13 protein-coding genes and 1 pseudogene are annotated in these 17,326 nt (G+C 61.9%); 3 read left to right on the forward strand and 11 right to left on the reverse strand.

The genetic code is table 11. The annotated features are described in order from the left end of the window. Positions 1-27 precede the first annotated feature (27 nt). From NKJ55_RS30920 to NKJ55_RS30940, 5 genes and pseudogenes are all read right to left on the reverse strand, one after another. Complete coding sequence (locus tag NKJ55_RS30920) at positions 28-486, reverse strand: carboxymuconolactone decarboxylase family protein (protein WP_352453192.1); 459 nt, start codon at positions 484-486, stop codon at positions 28-30. Between the two features lie 13 nt (positions 487-499). Next, positions 500-1,018: an RrF2 family transcriptional regulator gene (locus tag NKJ55_RS30925; protein ID WP_352453193.1), complete on the reverse strand. Its 519-nt coding sequence runs from the start codon at positions 1,016-1,018 to the stop codon at positions 500-502. A gap of 100 nt (positions 1,019-1,118) precedes the next feature. Continuing rightward, a complete protein-coding gene (preA, locus tag NKJ55_RS30930) occupies positions 1,119-2,432 on the reverse strand; it encodes an NAD-dependent dihydropyrimidine dehydrogenase subunit PreA (protein WP_352453195.1) in 1,314 nt (437 codons plus the stop codon). Between the two features lie 2 nt (positions 2,433-2,434). After that, complete coding sequence (locus tag NKJ55_RS30935) at positions 2,435-3,799, reverse strand: NAD(P)-dependent oxidoreductase (RefSeq protein WP_352453196.1); 1,365 nt, start codon at positions 3,797-3,799, stop codon at positions 2,435-2,437. A 215-nt stretch (positions 3,800-4,014) separates the two neighbouring features. Next, a pseudogene (locus tag NKJ55_RS30940) lies at positions 4,015-4,137 on the reverse strand (gamma-glutamylcyclotransferase); the annotation flags it as partial. Positions 4,138-4,310: 173 nt separating this feature from the next. Between NKJ55_RS30940 and NKJ55_RS30945 the strand changes: the two are divergent. Continuing rightward, positions 4,311-5,087 carry a VOC family protein gene (locus NKJ55_RS30945; protein ID WP_352453197.1) on the forward strand — a complete coding sequence of 259 codons (777 nt, stop codon included), beginning with the start codon at positions 4,311-4,313 and terminating at the stop codon, positions 5,085-5,087. 156 nt (positions 5,088-5,243) lie between these two features. Beyond that, positions 5,244-5,636 (forward strand): DoxX family protein, encoded by a 393-nt coding sequence (locus NKJ55_RS30950; protein ID WP_352453198.1) that lies wholly within the window; start codon positions 5,244-5,246, stop codon positions 5,634-5,636. A 4-nt stretch (positions 5,637-5,640) separates the two neighbouring features. Here NKJ55_RS30950 and NKJ55_RS30955 read toward each other — a convergent pair whose 3' ends face one another. Next, positions 5,641-8,082: a GcvT family protein gene (locus NKJ55_RS30955; protein ID WP_352453199.1), complete on the reverse strand. Its 2,442-nt coding sequence runs from the start codon at positions 8,080-8,082 to the stop codon at positions 5,641-5,643. Between the two features lie 82 nt (positions 8,083-8,164). After that, positions 8,165-9,703, reverse strand: a complete 1,539-nt coding sequence (locus NKJ55_RS30960; RefSeq protein WP_352453200.1) for a trimethylamine methyltransferase family protein — start codon at positions 9,701-9,703, stop codon at positions 8,165-8,167. Between the two features lie 218 nt (positions 9,704-9,921). On the opposite strand from NKJ55_RS30960, the gene NKJ55_RS30965 reads away from it, so the two are divergent. Then, the gene (locus tag NKJ55_RS30965; protein ID WP_352453201.1) at positions 9,922-10,512 is read left to right on the forward strand and encodes a transglycosylase SLT domain-containing protein; all 591 of its coding nucleotides are present in this window, start codon (positions 9,922-9,924) and stop codon (positions 10,510-10,512) included. A 14-nt stretch (positions 10,513-10,526) separates the two neighbouring features. On the opposite strand, the gene NKJ55_RS30970 is transcribed toward NKJ55_RS30965, so the two are convergent. The 4 genes from NKJ55_RS30970 to NKJ55_RS30985 form a co-directional block, all read right to left on the reverse strand. After that, positions 10,527-12,935 (reverse strand): dipeptide ABC transporter ATP-binding protein, encoded by a 2,409-nt coding sequence (locus tag NKJ55_RS30970; protein ID WP_352453202.1) that lies wholly within the window; start codon positions 12,933-12,935, stop codon positions 10,527-10,529. Between the two features lie 63 nt (positions 12,936-12,998). Then, entirely contained in the window at positions 12,999-14,156 is a 1,158-nt protein-coding gene (locus NKJ55_RS30975) for an ABC transporter permease (RefSeq protein WP_352453203.1), read from the reverse strand. A gap of 11 nt (positions 14,157-14,167) precedes the next feature. Then, the gene (locus NKJ55_RS30980) at positions 14,168-15,202 is read right to left on the reverse strand and encodes an ABC transporter permease (protein WP_352453204.1); all 1,035 of its coding nucleotides are present in this window, start codon (positions 15,200-15,202) and stop codon (positions 14,168-14,170) included. 221 nt (positions 15,203-15,423) lie between these two features. After that, complete coding sequence (locus NKJ55_RS30985; protein WP_352453205.1) at positions 15,424-17,076, reverse strand: ABC transporter substrate-binding protein; 1,653 nt, start codon at positions 17,074-17,076, stop codon at positions 15,424-15,426. Positions 17,077-17,326: the final 250 nt, after the last annotated feature.

A 17,326-nucleotide genomic window follows, 5' to 3' on the forward strand; every position in this document is an offset into this window, starting at 1 on the left:
GCCCAAGGCCGCGCGCCTGGTCCATGCTCAAGCGGCCAAGACTGCTGGCATCGGATGGATTGCATGAAACGGAACGCAAAGCCGGTTCCAGGTGTTGATCATGCCGAGCGCAACCGAGAGCTTGACCAGCTCCTGTTCCGAGAAATATTCGAGCGTCCTTGCATAGAGTTCGTCCGACACACCGTTGTCGGCAATCCTGGTCAGCGCGTCGGTCCAGGCCAAGGCCGCGCGTTCGCGCTCTGAAAACAGCGGCGATTCCTTCCATGCGGAGACGAGATAGAGCCGCTGCTCGCTTTCGCCGTCGCGGCGCGCTTCGCGGCTATGCATCTCGACGCAATACGAGCAGCCGTTGATCTGCGACGCCCTGAGCTTGATCAGATGCAACAGGCTTTTTTCGAGCCCGCATTCGTCGACTGCCTTGTTGAGCGCCGACACCGCCTTCATGATCTCCGGCGCCGCGCCGAAAAATTGCAGCCTCTGTTTCATCGTCTGTAGCCTTTCATGCTTGCTTGGTTGAACTTGATTTCTGCGGCCGCCGATGGCGCTCGACGAAGGCGCAGTTCGCGGCGACCGAACGGGGATCGGCATCGGCGGTGTATTCTGCAACGATGTCGGACAGCCGGGCGTCGGCGAGCGCGGCGCGATAGGCACGCTCGGCCTTCAGCATGGCTACGTTGATGCCGCAGGGTTTGACATAGACCGAGGCATCGAGCTTCGCTGGGCCGCGCTGGCGGATTTCGGCGCAGCGGAACGCCGGTTCACGCCCCTCGACGGCCAGCACGATATCGAGCAGCGTTATGCGTTCCGCCGGCCGCGCCAGCCGGTAGCCGCCGGACGGCCCCGGCACTGATTCCAGGATGCCGGACGCAGTCAGCGCGTTGAGATGCTTAAGCAGATAGCTCGGCGACAGCCCGAACGCTTCGGCCATGGCAGCACCTGGCAAGGTCGCGGCGCCGTCAACGCCGGCGAGCATCGCGGCGCAGTGGATGGCCGCTTCGACGCCTTCGCCCAGCTTCATTTCGCTCTCCTGTTCATGGATATAGATTATCGTGGATAACTTTTATCCGCAATAGGAAAATCAAAAAGCGGCGCCCATGAACGCCGCTTTTTTCGCAATGCTATTCCGCCGCCACCTTGGCCATCGGATTGTTCGGATGCGTCGTCCAGTTGGCATAGATCGCCGACACTGGCCTACCAGTGCGCTCGTCGATCGCGCCAACCGCCAGTGGCTCCATGGTGATGCAGTTCTCGACCGGGCAGACATTGACGCAGAGATTGCAGCCGACGCATTCGGCCTCGATCACCTCGAAATGCCTGAGGCCGTCGACCATGCTGGTGATGGCCTGGTGCGAGGTGTCCTCGCAGGCGATGTGGCAGCGGCCGCATTTGATGCAGGCCTCCTGGTCGATATGCGCCTTTGCGACGTAGTTGAGGTTGAGATACTGCCAGTCGGTGACGTTGGGCGTGGCGCGGCCAATGATGTCGTCGAGCGAGGCATGGCCCTTCTCGTCCATCCAGTTTTCCAGGCCGGCGATCATCTCCTGCACGATCTTGAAGCCATAGGTCATCGCCGCCGTGCACACCTGCACATTGCCGGCGCCAAGCGCCATGAACTCGGCGGCGTCGCGCCAGGTGGTGATGCCGCCGATACCGGAGATCGGCAGGCCCTTTGTTTCCGGGTCGCGCGCGATCTCGGCCACCATGTTCATGGCGATCGGCTTCACCGCCGGGCCGCAATAGCCGCCATGCGAACCTTTGCCATCAATCGTCGGCTCCGGTGCGAAATTGTCGAGATTGACGCCGGTGATCGAATTGATGGTGTTGATCAGCGACACCGCGTCGGTGCCGCCGGCAAGGGCAGCTCGTGCCGGCTTGCGTATGTCGGTGATGTTGGGCGTCAGCTTGGTGATGACAGGCATGCGGGTGTTGGCCTTGCACCAGCGCACCACCATTTCGATGTATTCCGGCACCTGGCCGACCGCCGCACCCATGCCGCGTTCCGACATGCCATGCGGGCAGCCGAAATTGAGTTCGATGCCGTCAGCGCCGGTCTCCTCGACTACCGGCAGGATGGCTTTCCAGGCATGCTCCTCGCAAGGCACCATCAGCGAGACGACGATCGCCCGGTCGGGCCAGTCCATCTTGACCTGCTTGATCTCGCGCAGATTGACCTGCAGGTCGCGGTCGGTGATCAGCTCGATGTTGTTGAGGCCGAGCAGACGACGGTCGGCGCCCCAGATCGCGCCATAGCGCGGACCGTTGACGTTGACCACCGGCGGGCCCTCTTCGCCGAGCGTCTTCCATACCACGCCGCCCCAGCCCGCCTTGAAGGCGCGAATGACATTATAGGCCTTGTCGGTCGGCGGCGCCGAAGCCAGCCAGAACGGGTTCGGCGACTTGATGCCGACGAAATTGTTGCGGATGTCTGCCATGCTCATGCCCTCCCGTTCGAGGTCAGTGCCCGATGAATGCTCTCCGCCGCATCGCGGCCTTGCGCGACGGCTGAAACAGTCAGGTCGTCGCCGCCGAAAATGCAGTCGCCGCCAGCCCAGACATTGGCCAGCGAGGTGCGCCCTTCCGCATCGACCTTGATGCGGCCGGCTTCCAGCGCGACCTCCGCACCGCTGCCGTTGAGCGCAGCCGGGACAAAGCTCTGGCCGATCGCCTTGAACACCTGATCGGCGACGAGCGTCAGCCGCTCGCCGGTGCCGACGAGCCTGTCGCTGTCCATCGCGGTGTATTCGAGCTCGATCGCCGACACCTTGCCGGCATCGGCAATGACCCGCTTCGGCTGCAACCAGTGCCGGATGATGACGCCGTTGGCGGCAGCCAGATCCTGCTCGAATTCGGAGGCATTCATGTGCTCCGGGCCGCGCCGATAGCAGATCGTCACCTCTTCGGCTCCGAGCAGCTTCGATTGCACCGCCGCGTCGATCGCCGTCATGCCGCCGCCGATGACGACAACACGCCGGCCGACCGGCAGGCTGGCCAGATCACTGGCCTGACGAAGCTCGGCAATGAACTCGACGGCATTGGTGACGCCTTGCGCCTCCTCGCCATCCGCTCGCAAGGCATTGACGCCGGCAAGCCCCATGCCGAGGAACACCGCATCGTAATTCCTGGTCAGGTCCGACAGCTGGTAATCTCGGCCGAGCGCCTTGCCGTTCTGGATGTCGATGCCGCCGATCGACGTGACATAGTCGACTTCGGCCTGGGCAAAATTGTCGACGCTTTTATAGGCGGCGATACCGTACTCATTGAGGCCGCCGGGCTTCGGGCGGGCTTCCAGGATGGTCACGTCGTGGCCATGACGGGCGAGCCGATGCGCGGCCGCAAGCCCGGCCGGTCCGGCGCCGACCACGGCGACCGTCTTGCCGGTCGGTTCGGAGCGGTTGTAGAACTGCTTGTTTTCGGCCATGGCGACATCGGTGGCGTAGCGCTGAAGGCGACCAATCTGCACCGGCTTGCCTTCGGCCACCTCCCGCACGCAGACCTCTTCGCACAACGTCTCGGTCGGGCAGACGCGGGCGCACATACCGCCCAAAATGTTCTGATCGAAAATCGTCTTGGCCGAACCGATCGGATTGCCGGTCGAAATCTGGCGGATGAACAGCGGGATGTCGATCGAGGTCGGACACGCATTCATGCACGGCGCGTCATAGCAGAAATAGCAGCGGTCGGACTCGACCAGCGCCTCGTGATGATCGAGCGGCGGGTGCAGGTCGGCGAAATTATCGGCATATTGTCCCGGCGAAAGCCGCCCGCCGGCAATGCCTTGCTTGAACTGGCCTTCTGGCATCGTCAGTTCCCCATGTTCTTGTTTTGGAGAAGGCTAGCACGTTTTATTTTTTTATCAATTGGTCAATTTTCTGTGCAAACTGCTGAAAAGCCACGAATAAACATGACAAGTGTACTCATGTTACCAAAGCCGCCGACAGGGAAGCTTGGCCATAGCGGCACTGCCGTTGCTGGACTGAGTGGTCAGCCTGGTAAGCTTAGCGTTGGTTTTGATCACCGAAGGCAAAGGGCCCTGAAGTCTTCGTCCGTCAGCTGCGTCCAGCTGCCATCGGGGCCGGGATCGGCCTCCTCCCGATGGCACAGCGCGACAAGTTCGGAAGTGAGCGACATCCGGCGCATGGATCAACAACCCCTCGTTGACTGCGAGCAAAGTCGAAAACCGCAGGGCGCGCAACCCGGTAACATTTCCAATTTGCCGTCATCTTTTTTGGTTGGCTGTCGGATTTTCGTCGTGAAGATCGTCCTAGAATGGATCGCGCATGATCGATGTACAAACCGCAAGGAGCACGACAATGCCACAGTCCCCCATGCCCTTCTTCTGGTACGAGCTGATGACCACCGATCTCGATGCCGCCGAGGCGTTTTACACCTCAGTGGTGGGCTGGAGGGGGCAGCCTTTCGAAGGGGCCCAGGGCATGCCGCGCTATATCGTCATGAATGTCGGCGAGCGCGGCGTCGGCGGGATGATGACGCTGCCCGATGACGCGCGCAAGATGGGCATGCCGCCGGCCTGGGTCGGTTATATCCTCACCAGGGACATCGATGCCGCAACGGCCTCCCTCAAGAAGGCTGGTGGCGCGGTTCACCGCGAGCCCGACGACATTCCTGGCGTCGGCCGCTTCGCCGTCGTTGCAGACCCGCAAGGCGCGATGTTCAACTTCCTGCAGCCCAGCGGCCCCGACCAGCCGCCGCTACCGTTGGCGACCCCCGGCAACATCGGCTGGCATGAGCTCTACACGTCAGACTGGAAGGCGGCGTTCGATTTCTATTCCAGCCAGTTCGGCTGGGAGAAGGGCGACGCCATGGATATGGGTCCGATGGGCGTCTACCAGCTTTTCGCCTTCGGCGGCGAGCCCGTTGGCGGCATGATGAACAAGCCCGAGCAGATCCCGGCGCCGGTCTGGCAGTTCTATTTCAACGTGCCCGGCATCGACGCGGCAGCCAAGCGCGTCACCGACAATGGCGGCAAGATCCTGATGGGTCCGATGGAGGTCCCCGGCGGCAGCTGGATCGTACAGTGCACGGATCCGCAAGGCGCCCATTTCGCGCTAATGGCACCGACGCGGTAACAGGCCGCGCCAATTGCGGGGCCGCCATCGTGCGGCCCCAAGGCTGCAGCACGCCTCACGACTCACTCACCGACAGTTGAATGAAGGCCGGACTATGTGAATGGTCCGGCCTTTGGCGATGACCTATGGCCGGGCTAGGTGAAAATGGAGTCGTAGATGAAGCTTTTCGAAGGCCTCGCCGGATATCAACCGTTCGCCCTTGCCGCCTTGCGCATCATGACGGCGCTGCAGTTCATTGAGCACGGCACCCAGAAACTGTTCAATCTCCCCGTCGGCGACCATGCCGGCACCATGAGCGCGCTATCGCTGACCGCGGCCATCCTGGAATTCGGAGGCGGCATCCTGCTGGTATTGGGGCTTTTCACCAGGCCGGTGGCATTCCTTCTCAGCGGCGAGATGGCGATCGCCTATTTCATGGCGCACATGCCGCAGAGCTTCTTCCCGGTCAACAATGGCGGCGATGCCGCGATCTCCTTCTGCTTCATCTTCTTCTATCTGGTATTCGCCGGCCCCGGCGCCCTGGCACTGGACAACCGCCGCGGTGCCTGAAACGTCACCCACGCATCCGCTCGAAATTCGCGTCGAACAGCGGGATCGGCTGCATGCGCGCGGCGTGGCGTTTGCCCAGAAGCTCAATCTCGAAGCCGTCGGCTTCGTCGGCAATCTCTTTCGGCACATAGCCGATGGCGACGGACTTTTTCGAATGATGCGCGTAGCCGCCCGACGTGACCCAACCGCGCACGGCACCGCCATACCAGATTGGCTCGTCGCCGATGACGTCGGCATCGACAGTATCGACGACAAAGGCCCGCAGCCGCAGTCTGCCGCCTTGCTTGCGCTCGGCCAACGCCGCCTGCTTGCCGATGAAATCGGCTTGCTTGCCGTAGGCGACGAAGCGGTCGAGCCCGGCTTCCAGCGGCCCATAGATCGGACGGTATTCGCGCGCCCATGAGCCGTAATTCTTCTCAAGCCGCAATGCGTTGAGCGCGCGCGAGCCGAACAGGCCGATGCCGAATTCCTCCCCCGCGGCCATCAGCGCCTGATAGGCGGCGCGCTGATATTCCGGCGCGACCCAGATTTCGTAGCCGAGATCGCCGGTGTAGCTGACGCGCCCGACCAGGCATGGCGCCATGCCGATATCCATCTTGCTGATGGCCATGAACGGAAACGCGGCATTCGATACGTCCGCCCGCGTAACTTTTGCCAACACGGCGCGCGCCTTGAGGCCAGCGATCGACAGGCCGGTGAGTTTTGCTCCCGACGCTTCGATACTGACCGAGCCGTCCTGCGGCAGATGCGCCTCGAACCAGCGCATATGGTACTGCTCGGCGACGCCGGAGCCGGCCAGGAACCAATCGTCACTTTCCGAATTTGGACCGCCGAGATTGGCCAGCGTGAAATCGCCAATCAGCCTGCCGTCTTCCTTCAGCATCGGCGCCAGCGTCATGCGGCCGGGCCTTGGCAACTTGCAGGCAAGCAGGCGGTCGAGCCAGGCTGCAGCGCCCTTGCCTGTCACTCTGTATTTGGCGAATGACGAGATTTCCGAGAGACCAACGCCCTGCCGAACCGTCTCCACTTCTTTCGCCACATGCTCAAAATCGCTCGAGCGCCGCCAGGAGAATTCGTCCTTGACGCCTTCGGGCGCGTACCACAGCGGCACTTCCAACCCATAGGCGACCCCCCATTGCGCCCCTTTGGCCGACAACAGGTCGTAAACCGGTGTCGTCTTGAGCGGCCGGCCGGCCGGTAGTTCCTCGTTCGGGAAGCGGATCGAAAACCGCCGCGAATAGTTTTCGCGCACCTTGGCATTGGTGTAGGCCATCGTCGCCCAGTCACCGTAGCGCGACACATCCATCGCCCAGATATCGGCGCCGGGATCGCCTTCGATCATCCAGTTCGACAGCGCCAGCCCGACGCCGCCGCCCTGCGAGAACCCGGCCATGACACCACAGGCCACCCAGAACCCCGGCAGGCCGCGCACCGGCCCGACCAGCGGATTGCCGTCCGGTGCGAAGGTGAAGGGCCCGTTGATGATCTGCTTGATGCCGGTGTTCTGGAAGGCCGGGAAATGCCGGAAGCCGACCTCCAGCGACGGCGCGATCCGGTCGATGTCGGGTTCGAGCAGCTCGTGGCCGAAATTCCATGGCGTTTGGAACTCGGACCAAGGCTTGTTGGCCTTTTCATAAGTGCCCATCAGCATGCCGCCGCGCTCCTGGCGCAAATACAGCTCGCCGTCGAAATCCACGGCATGGATGATTTCGGAACCAGTCTTCTGGTTCCAGGCGGCGACTTCCGGCATGTCCTCGGTGATCAGGTACATGTGCTCCATCGCCAGCACCGGCAGCTCCAGCCCGACCATGCGGCCGACCTCACGCGCCCACAGGCCGGCGGCGTTGACGACATGCTCGGCCACCACCTCACCCTTGTTGGTGATGACACGCCACAACCCGTCGGCGCGCCGCACGATGTCCTCGACCTTGGTGAAACGCTCGACCTCGGCTCCAAGCTTCCTCGCGGCCTTGGCGTAGGCGTGGGTGACGCCGGAGGGGTCGAGATGACCGTCCTCCTTGTTGCGAACGGCGCCGACGAACTGCTTGGGGTCGAGCAACGGCATCAGCTCGGCCGCCTCATCAGGCGATATTTCTTCGAGGTCGATGCCGAGATAGCGGCCCTTGGCGACGACGCCGCGCAGCCAGTCGAGGCGCGCCTCGGTCGCCGCCAGCAAGACGCCGCCAGTCAGATGCACCCCGGTCGCCTGGCCGGACAGTTCCTGGATCTCCTTGTAGAGCGAGATTGTGTATTTCTGCAGCTTGGCGACATTGGGATCGCCATTGATGGTGTGCATGCCGCCGGCGGCGTGCCAGGTCGAGCCGGAGGTCAATTCATCGCGCTCCAGAAGCACGATGTCTGTCCAGCCGTGCCGGGCCAGATGGAACAGCACGGAGCACCCGACAACGCCACCGCCGATAACCACGACCTTTGCATGCGATTTCATGGGATTCTCTCTGACGTCAACGAGTTGGATGGGAACGATGAATTCGGGGAGGAGGAGCCCCACGAGCGCGAGCCTTCGATCATCACGGCTCGCTTTGCCCGATCGCTTCCTTGCGCTTGGCCACGTACGCCTCAAGCGCCTCGCGCCTGGAGATTTCCATCACCGGCTCGACATAGTCCTCCAGCGCCTTCTTCCAAAGCCTCGTCGCCCGCGCCGTGGCATCGAGCCCGCCAGCCTCCTGCCAGGCCTCGAAATTTTGCCAGTTGGACAGCATCGGCTGGTAGAAGGCTGTGGCGTAGCGCTCCAGCGTGTGCGGCTCGCCGAAGAAGTGGCCGCCGGTCGGAACCGCACCCAGAGCCTCGACAGCAAGCTCGGCCTCGTTGACCTCGATCGGGCGCAAAAACTCCATCATGTGCTGGATCATCTCGACGTCGATGATGAACTTTTCGAACGACGCTGTCAGTCCGCCCTCTTGCCAGCCGGCGGCATGGTAGACGAGGTTGCCATGGCCGAGCACCGCGCCCCACAGCGCCATCAGCGTCTCATAGGCGCCTTGCGCGTCGGCAGCATTGGAAGCCGAGCCCGGCGTCGTGCGATAAGGCAGGTTGTAACGCCGCGCCAACTGTCCGGACGCGATATTCGCCTTGGTGTTTTCAGGCGTGCCGAACGCCGGCGCTCCCGATTTCATATCGACATTGGAGGTGAAGGCGCCATACATCACCGGCGCGCCGGGGCGGACGAGCTGCGTCAGCACCACGCCGAACAGCGCCTCGGCATTCTGCTGGGCGAGCGCGCCGGCAAGCGTCACCGGGCTCATCGCTCCCATCAGCGTGAACGGCGTCACCGCCACCGACTGGCCGAACTCGGCCATCGTCATCAGCCCCTCGGCCATCATCTCGTCGAAGCGGCGCGGCGAATTGACCGAAATGATCGTGGTGACGCCGGGATCGTGGCGCATCTCGTCAAGCGTCAGTCCGCGCGCGATTGCCATCATTTCGATGCCGTCGAGCGCCCTGCCGCGGCCGATGGCCGAGACGTGAAAGCTTTTGTCGGTCAGTGTCAGATTGGCGAAATAGGTGTCGAGATGACGGGAATTCGCCGGCAATTCTACCGGCGCGCAGACCTGGTTGCCTAGCATGTGGATGCAGTTGAAATGCTGCGCCAGCCGGACGAGATCGGAATAATCGCGCAAATTGCCGGCACGGCGGCCGCGCTCCATGTCGTGCACATTCGGCGGCCCGGCGACGAGCGTGAAGTTGATGGTATTGCCGCCGAGGTGGACGGCATGGGCGGGATTGCGCGGCGTCAGCGTATAGCTGGACTGTGTCGCCTTCAGCGCTTCCTCGATCATGCCGCGATCGATGCGGACGTTCATCGTGGCATGATCGACCTTGGCCCCGGCCTTCTCGAACAGCGACAGCGCCCGCGGGCTCATCACCTCGATGCCGAAATTCTCCAGGATATGCATCGACGCCTGGTGGATCGCCTCGATCTGGTCGGCCGAGAGCATCGCCATCGGCGGATAAGGATTTGTCACCCGCCTGAGCGGCAGTTGCGGGATGGCGGTCGGTCCCCTGTTGCTGGTTCGCTCGGCGCCGCGCTTGCGTCTTGGTTCGCTCATGCCGCGCATCAAAGCGCCGGCACGAGGATCGAGCTGTCAAGAATCCGCCACCTGCGGGCGTGATTTTAGCCAAGGCGGCATTCCGGGAATTTCACATCGGTAAAAGCGACAACAAACGTCGGAATGGTTATACTTGTTCCGCGTCAGGCAAAGCGGCCGATGAGCCGTTAAGGAAGACAGCAAGATTCCTTTTATGTTTTCGGCCTAATGCTCTTCCAATGCGTAGGTCGAGTTTTAGTAAAATTATAGCGATTGCCGCGCCGCTGGCGCTTTCGGCCTGCGCGACGCCACCGAACCATATCAACGATGTCTGCGCCGTTTTCGACCAGAATGACGGCTGGTTCGACAATTGGCAGGCGGCGGCACAACGCACCGAGCAGAAATACGGTGTGCCGGTTCCCGTGCTGATGGCGACGGTGCGCAAGGAATCCGGCTTCAAGAGCAACGCAAGGCCGCCGCGCACCAAGCTGCTGGGCTTCATTCCCTGGAAACATATCTCCAGCGCCACCGGCTTCTCGCAGGCGCTCGACGGCACCTGGGCGCAATACCAGAACGAGACCGGAAGCTGGGCGGCGCGCCGCACCAGGTTTGCCGATGCCGTCGATTTCGTCGGCTGGTATCATTCCAAGACCGCCGACACGCTCGGCGTCGCCCGCAACGACACCTACAATCTGTATCTCGCCTACTATCTCGGCTGGAATGCCTACAAGCGCGGCAGTCGCGGCGACGCCGACGTGCAGCGCTATGCGCATGCCACCGAACAGATGGCGCAGGACTACGCCGCGCAGCTACGGCAATGCGCGCCCTAGCCTATTAACGGCTCTCAGCCGCCCTTGGGTTTGCGCGGCTTGCGCGTGGCGTCCTCGGCCTGTCGGCCGTCGCCGACAGTCGGCGGCATGATTGGTGCCACCACGCTGTCGGCAGAGCTTGAGGTGCCGGTCTCTGAAACCTCGTCGCGAACCTCGTGACGGCGGGCTTTGGCGACCGCTTCGGCATTCTCCACTGCCTGGCCCTCGGCATCGGCTTCAACGCTGCCAGTCTTTCCATGCGGGCGCTTGGGCGGATCTCCGGCAAAGCCCGGGCCAACACCGTGGTTTGCATCATCCGGCACGCCCTCATTTGCGGCGTGCTCCTTGTCGAATTTGATCACCGGCTCCATTTTCGCCAGCACGTCGTCGGACAGCCAGCACAGGCTCATATGGCCGTCGCCGAGATTTTTGACTGGCGGCACCTTGGTTTCGCAAAGGTTGTGCGGCACCAGTTTCTTGTAGCCGCAGCGCGTCTGGAACGGACAGCCGGACGGCGGGTTCATCGCCGAAGGGATGTCGCCCTCCAGCACGATGTGCTTCTTGACCACGCTTGTGTCGGCGATCGGGATCGCCGACAGCAATGCCTCGGTGTAGGGGTGATAGGGCGGCGCGAATATCTGGTCGGTCGTGCCTTGCTCAACGATATAGCCGAGATACATGACGACTACGCGGTCGGCGATGTAGCGCACCACCGACAGATCGTGGCTGATGAACAGCATCGTCGTCTTGTTCTTGCGCTGGATGTCCATCAAGAGCTCGGTGACCGCGGCCTGGACCGACACATCCAGTGCCGAGACCGGCTCGTCGGCCACCACCACCTTGGCGTCGCCGGCAAAGGCCCGCGCCACGCCGATGCGCTGTTTCTGGCCGCCTGAAAGCTGGCGCGGCTTGCGCGTCTCGAACGCCCTCGGCAGCTTCACCAGGTCCAGCAGTTCCAGCATTCGCTTGCGGCGGTCGGCCACCGTGTCGCCGACGTTGAACTTTTCCAGCGTACGGATGATCTGCGAACCGACCGAATGGCTGGGATTGAGCGTGTCGAACGGATTTTGGAACACCATCTGGATCGATGACACCGTGTCGACGCTGCGCTTCTCGATCCCGGTCGACTGAATCTCCTTGTTGCCGAGCTTGACGCGGCCGGAGCTTGCCGTTTCGAGGCCGAGCAGCACCTTGGCCAGGGTCGATTTTCCGCAGCCGGATTCGCCGACGATAGCGACGGTCTCGGATTCGCGCGCCATGAACGAGATCGTCTCGTTGGCCTTGACGACACGGCCCTCGCTCGAGCCGAACACTTCGCTGCCACCGACCTTGTAGTACTTCCGGAGGTCTTCGATCTGGAGCACCGGCGCACCGGGTACCACCCGCTCGTTGACCTTCTTGGCGCCGGGTGGCAGCGCCTCCCAGTCGATCTCGTTGAAGCGCACACAGCGCGAGAAATGCCCGTCATGGCCTTCGACCGCGATCATCGGAATTTCGGCGGCGTTGCAGACGCCCTCGACGAAATGGTGGCAGCGCGGGCCGAAATTGCAGCCCTTCGGCCGCTCGTGCGGTAGCGGCAACTGCCCCGGGATGGATATCAGCGGCCGCGAATTCTTGTCGGCGCCCGGCAACGGGATCGAGCGGAACAGGCCTTGCGTGTAGGGATGGCGCATCCGGTCGAAGACGTCCTTGATCTTGCCGGTCTCCACCGCTTCGCCCGAATACATCACCGTGATGCGGTCGCAGGTCTCCAGGATCAGGCCGAGGTTGTGCGACACGAAGATCATCGAGGTGCCGAACTTCTCGCCCAGCCCCTTGACCAAGTCGACGATGCCGGCCTCAACCGTCACGTCGAGCGCTGTCGTCGGCTCGTCGAGCAGAAGCAGCGCCGGCTTAGACAGCAGCGCCATGGCAATGACGATGCGCTGCTGCTGACCGCCGGAAAGCTGGTGCGGGTAGGAACGCATCATGCGCTCGGGATCCGGCAGCTTCATCGCGCGCACCATTTCCAAGGCGCGTTTGTAAGCTTCGTCCTTCGACACCTTGTCGTGGATCAGTGGCACTTCCATCAGCTGCTGGCCGACCTTCATCGCCGGGTTAAGACTGGCCATCGGCTCCTGGTAGATCATCGCGATCTTGTTGCCGCGGATAGCTCGCAGTTCCTCGTCGGACAGTTCTCCCATGTCCTTGCCCTGGAATTTGATCTTTCCGCCGACGATCTTTCCGATGTTGGAGAGGTCGCGCATGATGCCCAGCGACACGGTCGACTTGCCGCAGCCGGATTCGCCGACAATACCCATCGCCTCGCCAGGCATGACCGTGCAGGAAAAATCCATGACCGCCGGGATCTCGCCCTTGCGGGTGAAGAAGGAGATCGACAGGTTCTCGATCTCGATGATCGGCCCATTGGTCGGCTTGGCGGGATTTCGAACTGCCTCGTTCATGGGTCGCTCCAATCCTTGTTCTTCAGGCATGTCGGGCCGAACCCGGCATCGATCTTCCCGGCATCAATCTTTCATAGACTGTTCACGCAACGAATCCGCCAGGAGGTTGAGGCCGAGCACGAACGACATCAATGCGATCGTCGGCGGCAGCGCCGGGTGGATGAAGGAGCGCAGCAGCCGGCTTGCATCCTTGATCGCCGTGCCCCAGTCCGGGCTTTCCGGCGCCAGTCCCAGCCCGAAATAGCCGAGCGTACCGAGCAGGATCGTGGTGTAGCCGATGCGCAGGCAGGCGTCGACGATAAGCGGCCCGCGCGCATTGGGCAATATCTCCCACAGCATGATGTACCAGGGCGATTCACCGCGCGTTTGTGCCGCCGCAACATAGTCGCGCGTTTTGATATCCATGACCAGGCCGCGCACGATGCGGAACACGCCGGGGCTGGAGGCGAACACCACCGCCACGAAGATGTTGAGCTGGTTGGGATCGATGTGGATGATCTTGAACGGATCGGCATCGAAGACAAGGCCTGCATAGATCCAGCCGCCAAGTACCAACGTCAGGCCAAGCAGGATATAGAGGCGGTCGGGGCGGTTCTTGTAGCGCGTCCAGAACAGCACACTGAAGAAGATGATCGGAAACAGGAAGAACAGCCCTGCCATCGCGTAGGGGATCGGCGTGTCCATGATACCCGGCGTCACCAGCAGGTAAAACAGGAGGATCACCGGGAAGGCCAGCACAAGGTTGGCGAGGAAGGACAGCACCGTATCGATCTTGCCGCCATAATAGCCGGCCGGCAGGCCGAGCGTAATGCCGACCATCAGCGCAAAACCGGTCGCCGCCGGCGCGATGATCAGCACGATCTGGCTGCCATAGACCATGCGGGAGAACACGTCGCGGGCGAGCTTGTCGCCGCCGAAATAGTATACAAGTTTCGACGCCGGCTCGATTGCGCCCGGCAGCGCGTCCTTCATGATCGGCACTTGGGCGAGCGGATCGAAGGGCGAGATGGTCGACGCGAAGATCGCCGTAAACAGCCAGAACAGGCAGATGCCGACGCCGACGATGCCGACGCCGCTGTCGAAAAGCTGGCCGTAAAGGCCTAGCTTCTTCTCGTAGCCGAAGCTCGCCCCCATCACCAGGGCGAGAGCGATCCAGACCGGCCAGAAGCGGGTAAGCACGCCGAGTACGACGTTGAAGGCGCTGAGATATTCGACCTGCATCCGCCGGTCTCCTATTGAACTCTGATGCGCGGATTGAGGAACGCGTAGCCGACATCGGAGATGAGCTGTGTGATCAGGACGATAAACACCGAGACCAGCGAGCAGCCGAGCAGAAGATCGATGTCGTTGTTGCCGGCGGCCTCGACCAGGGTGTAGCCGAACCCCTGGTAGCGGAACATCACCTCGACGATGACGACGCCGGTGAGCAGCCAGGGGAACTGCAGCATGATGACCGTGAATGGCGCGATCAGCGCGTTGCGCAGAGCGTGCTTTATCACCACGCTGCCGAAGGAGAGGCCCTTCAGCCGGGCGGTTCGGATATATTGCTGTGTCATCACCTCCACCATCGAGGCGCGGGTCATGCGAGCGATGTAGCCGATGCCGTATATCGCCAGCGTCATCACCGGTAAGGTGAAATTATAGAAGGTGATGCCCTGGCTGGCCGAGGCCGCCGAACCGTTCAGCACGCCGAGCCAGGAGGCAAAGATCACGGTGAAGATGACGCCCGAAACATATTCGGGCGTCGCCGTCGAGGCGATCGAAGCCACCGACAATGTGCGGTCGGTGCGTGAACCCTCGCGCATGCCGGCGAGAATACCGATCAAAAGCGAGATCGGCACCATTACGGCCAGCACGCAGAGCATCAGGATGCCGGTGGCGCTGAGCGCCGGAAAGAGTTTCGAAGCGACCGTCGTCTTGAACTTGGTCGAGCAACCGAAATCGCCTTGCAGGATGCCGGAGAATGTCGGCACGACCGGATCGTTGCAGAAGGAGAAACGCTGTGCGGGCTTGCCGGTCGCCGGGTCGGTCACCGGCTGCTTGGGCATGATGCCCAGCCATTGGCCGTAGCGGATAAAGAAATTCTGCCGATAGCCGTGGTTGACCAGCCAAGCCTCAAGCTGCTCGGCGGATGTGTGCATTTCGGTCTGGCTGATCGCGAGCTTCTTCAGATTAGGCCCGAGATTGACCAGGAAGAAGACGATCATCGTCAGGCACAGCATCGTCACTGCCATGGTGCCGAGACGCCTGATAACGAAAGAAAGCATGGCGGTCCCCTGCCGGTCGGGTTGGGGGGTGGAACCGGTTTGCAAGCCGTGCGCTGCCGCCAGCGGCAGAACAAGCCTTCAGACCAGTCCCAGATGCAATACCCTTTTTATTGCAGACCCAGGCCGAAGAGTCCGCAACTTTTTGCTGCGCCGACTTCCGGTCCAAGGACCATGCAAAGAGCGAGGGAAAGGGGCGAGACGCCCCTTTCCGGATCGTCCGGTCAGGCCTGGTCGAGCCAGACCTTGCCGTAGTCGCGCTCGAAGGTCGGGTGCATCTTGTAGTTCTGCACCGCCTTGACCGAATGGCTGTAGAGCTTGCGCCAATAAGGCTGGATGATAATGCCGGAATCCTGCAGGATCTGCTCGATATCCTTCATCATTTCCTTGCGCTTGGCGGCGTCGGCAACTGCCAGCGCAGCGTTGAGCTTGGCATCCCACTCCGGATTCGACCAGGCCGTCTCGTTCCAGGCCTCACCTGTGCGATAGCCGATCGCCAGAACCTGGACGCCGAGCGGCCGCATGTTCCAGTTGGTCATCGACAGCGGATACTTCGTCCAGTCGTTCCAGAAGGTCGAACCCGGCAGCACCGTACGCTTGACCTTGATGCCGGCGTCGCGCATCTGCGCGGCGATCGCATCGCCTGTGTTCTTGTGCCAGTCTTCGTCGACCGTGATCAGTTCGTGCTCGAAATCGGCCTGGCCGGCTTCGGCCATCAGCGCCTTTGCCTTGGCCGGGTCGCGAGCAATCTTCGGCAATTCATAGTATTCCGGATGGATCGGGGCGACATGGTGGTTTTCGGCAACCGTGCCAGCATTGCCGTAGCCGAGCTGGAGGACGACATTGTTGTCGACCGCGAGCTGCAGGGCGTTGCGAACCTTCTGGTCGCCGTAAGGCTTGTTTGTGACGTTGGTGCGGCAGACGATCGTCGACGCGGTGACGACCTCCGACTTCGCCAAGTCCATGCCGTCGAGAATGGACACATAGTCGGCCGAGGTTTCGAAGTTGGTGTGCACTTCGCCTGCCTCGAAGGCGCTGACCATGGCCGCCGGATCGGTGCCGTAGTCGATGAACTCGATGCCGTCGAGGAAGACCTCGCCGTCCCACCACTTGTTATCTTCACGACGCTTGTAGACCACCTTCTGGCCGACATCGTAGGAGACCAGCTCGAACGGCCCAGTGCCGATCGGGCAAGACTTGAAGTCGCCGCCTTTTTCGTCGAACGTCTTGTGGACGATGAGGCCGGGATAGTCGCACACGTTGGGAATGAGAGCGATATCCGGCTTGCTGAGCGTCAGCTTGATCGTGTGGTCATCGACCTTGGTCACCGCGCTCTCATCCAGCTTGTCGTCCTTGACCAGCGAACCGAGGCGACCCGGCATGGAATTGCCTTCGGCCTTCTTGTCGGCCCAACGCTTGAGGTTGAAGATGACGTCGTCTGCGGTGAACGGATCGCCGTTGTTCCAGGTGACGCCTTTGCGCACATGCAGCGTGTATTCGGTGGCGTCGTCATTCACGTCCCAGCTCTCCAGCAGATAGGGGCGGAACGTGTATTCGGTGGTGTATTTGACCAGCGGCTCGAGCGCCTGGCGCTCGGCATTGGCGATTTCCGACCAGTCGGACTTGCGCGGATCCTTCGGATCCTTGATCCATTGCGCGACCTTCAGTATGCCGCCTTTCTTGCCCTTCACCTCTTCCGCCTTGGCCGGCGTGGGGTCTGCGAGGCCAAGCATGCCATAAGCCATCGCCGTCGAGGCGCCGAAGACGCTGGCGAGAGCCAGAAATTCGCGACGATCCATCTTGCCTGCCTTGGCATCTTCGGCCATGGCCAGGATGTGATCGGGAACGCGGTCGCCGTTACTCTTGTAGATCGTCATGACTAACTCCCATTGTTGGCTTTCTGCCTTTTAACATTCCGCATCCGCGCCATGATGTCAAAGACGGCACGGATTGGGAACATGCCAAGGAATGTGCAACTTTGAAAGCAGGGCGGTTCGCGCGATAACGACAGTCTTGGCGCAAATTTGCTACTGCGCCAGGGATTTCGTCTGAAATCTCAACGGGCAATTAAACTGGGACATTCGCCGCTGCGCCGCTCGTTCTTCAGGCAACCAACTGTTCTGCGCG

It is taken from the genome of Mesorhizobium sp. M0106 (assembly GCF_040322715.1).
Classification (GTDB): domain Bacteria; phylum Pseudomonadota; class Alphaproteobacteria; order Rhizobiales; family Rhizobiaceae; genus Mesorhizobium.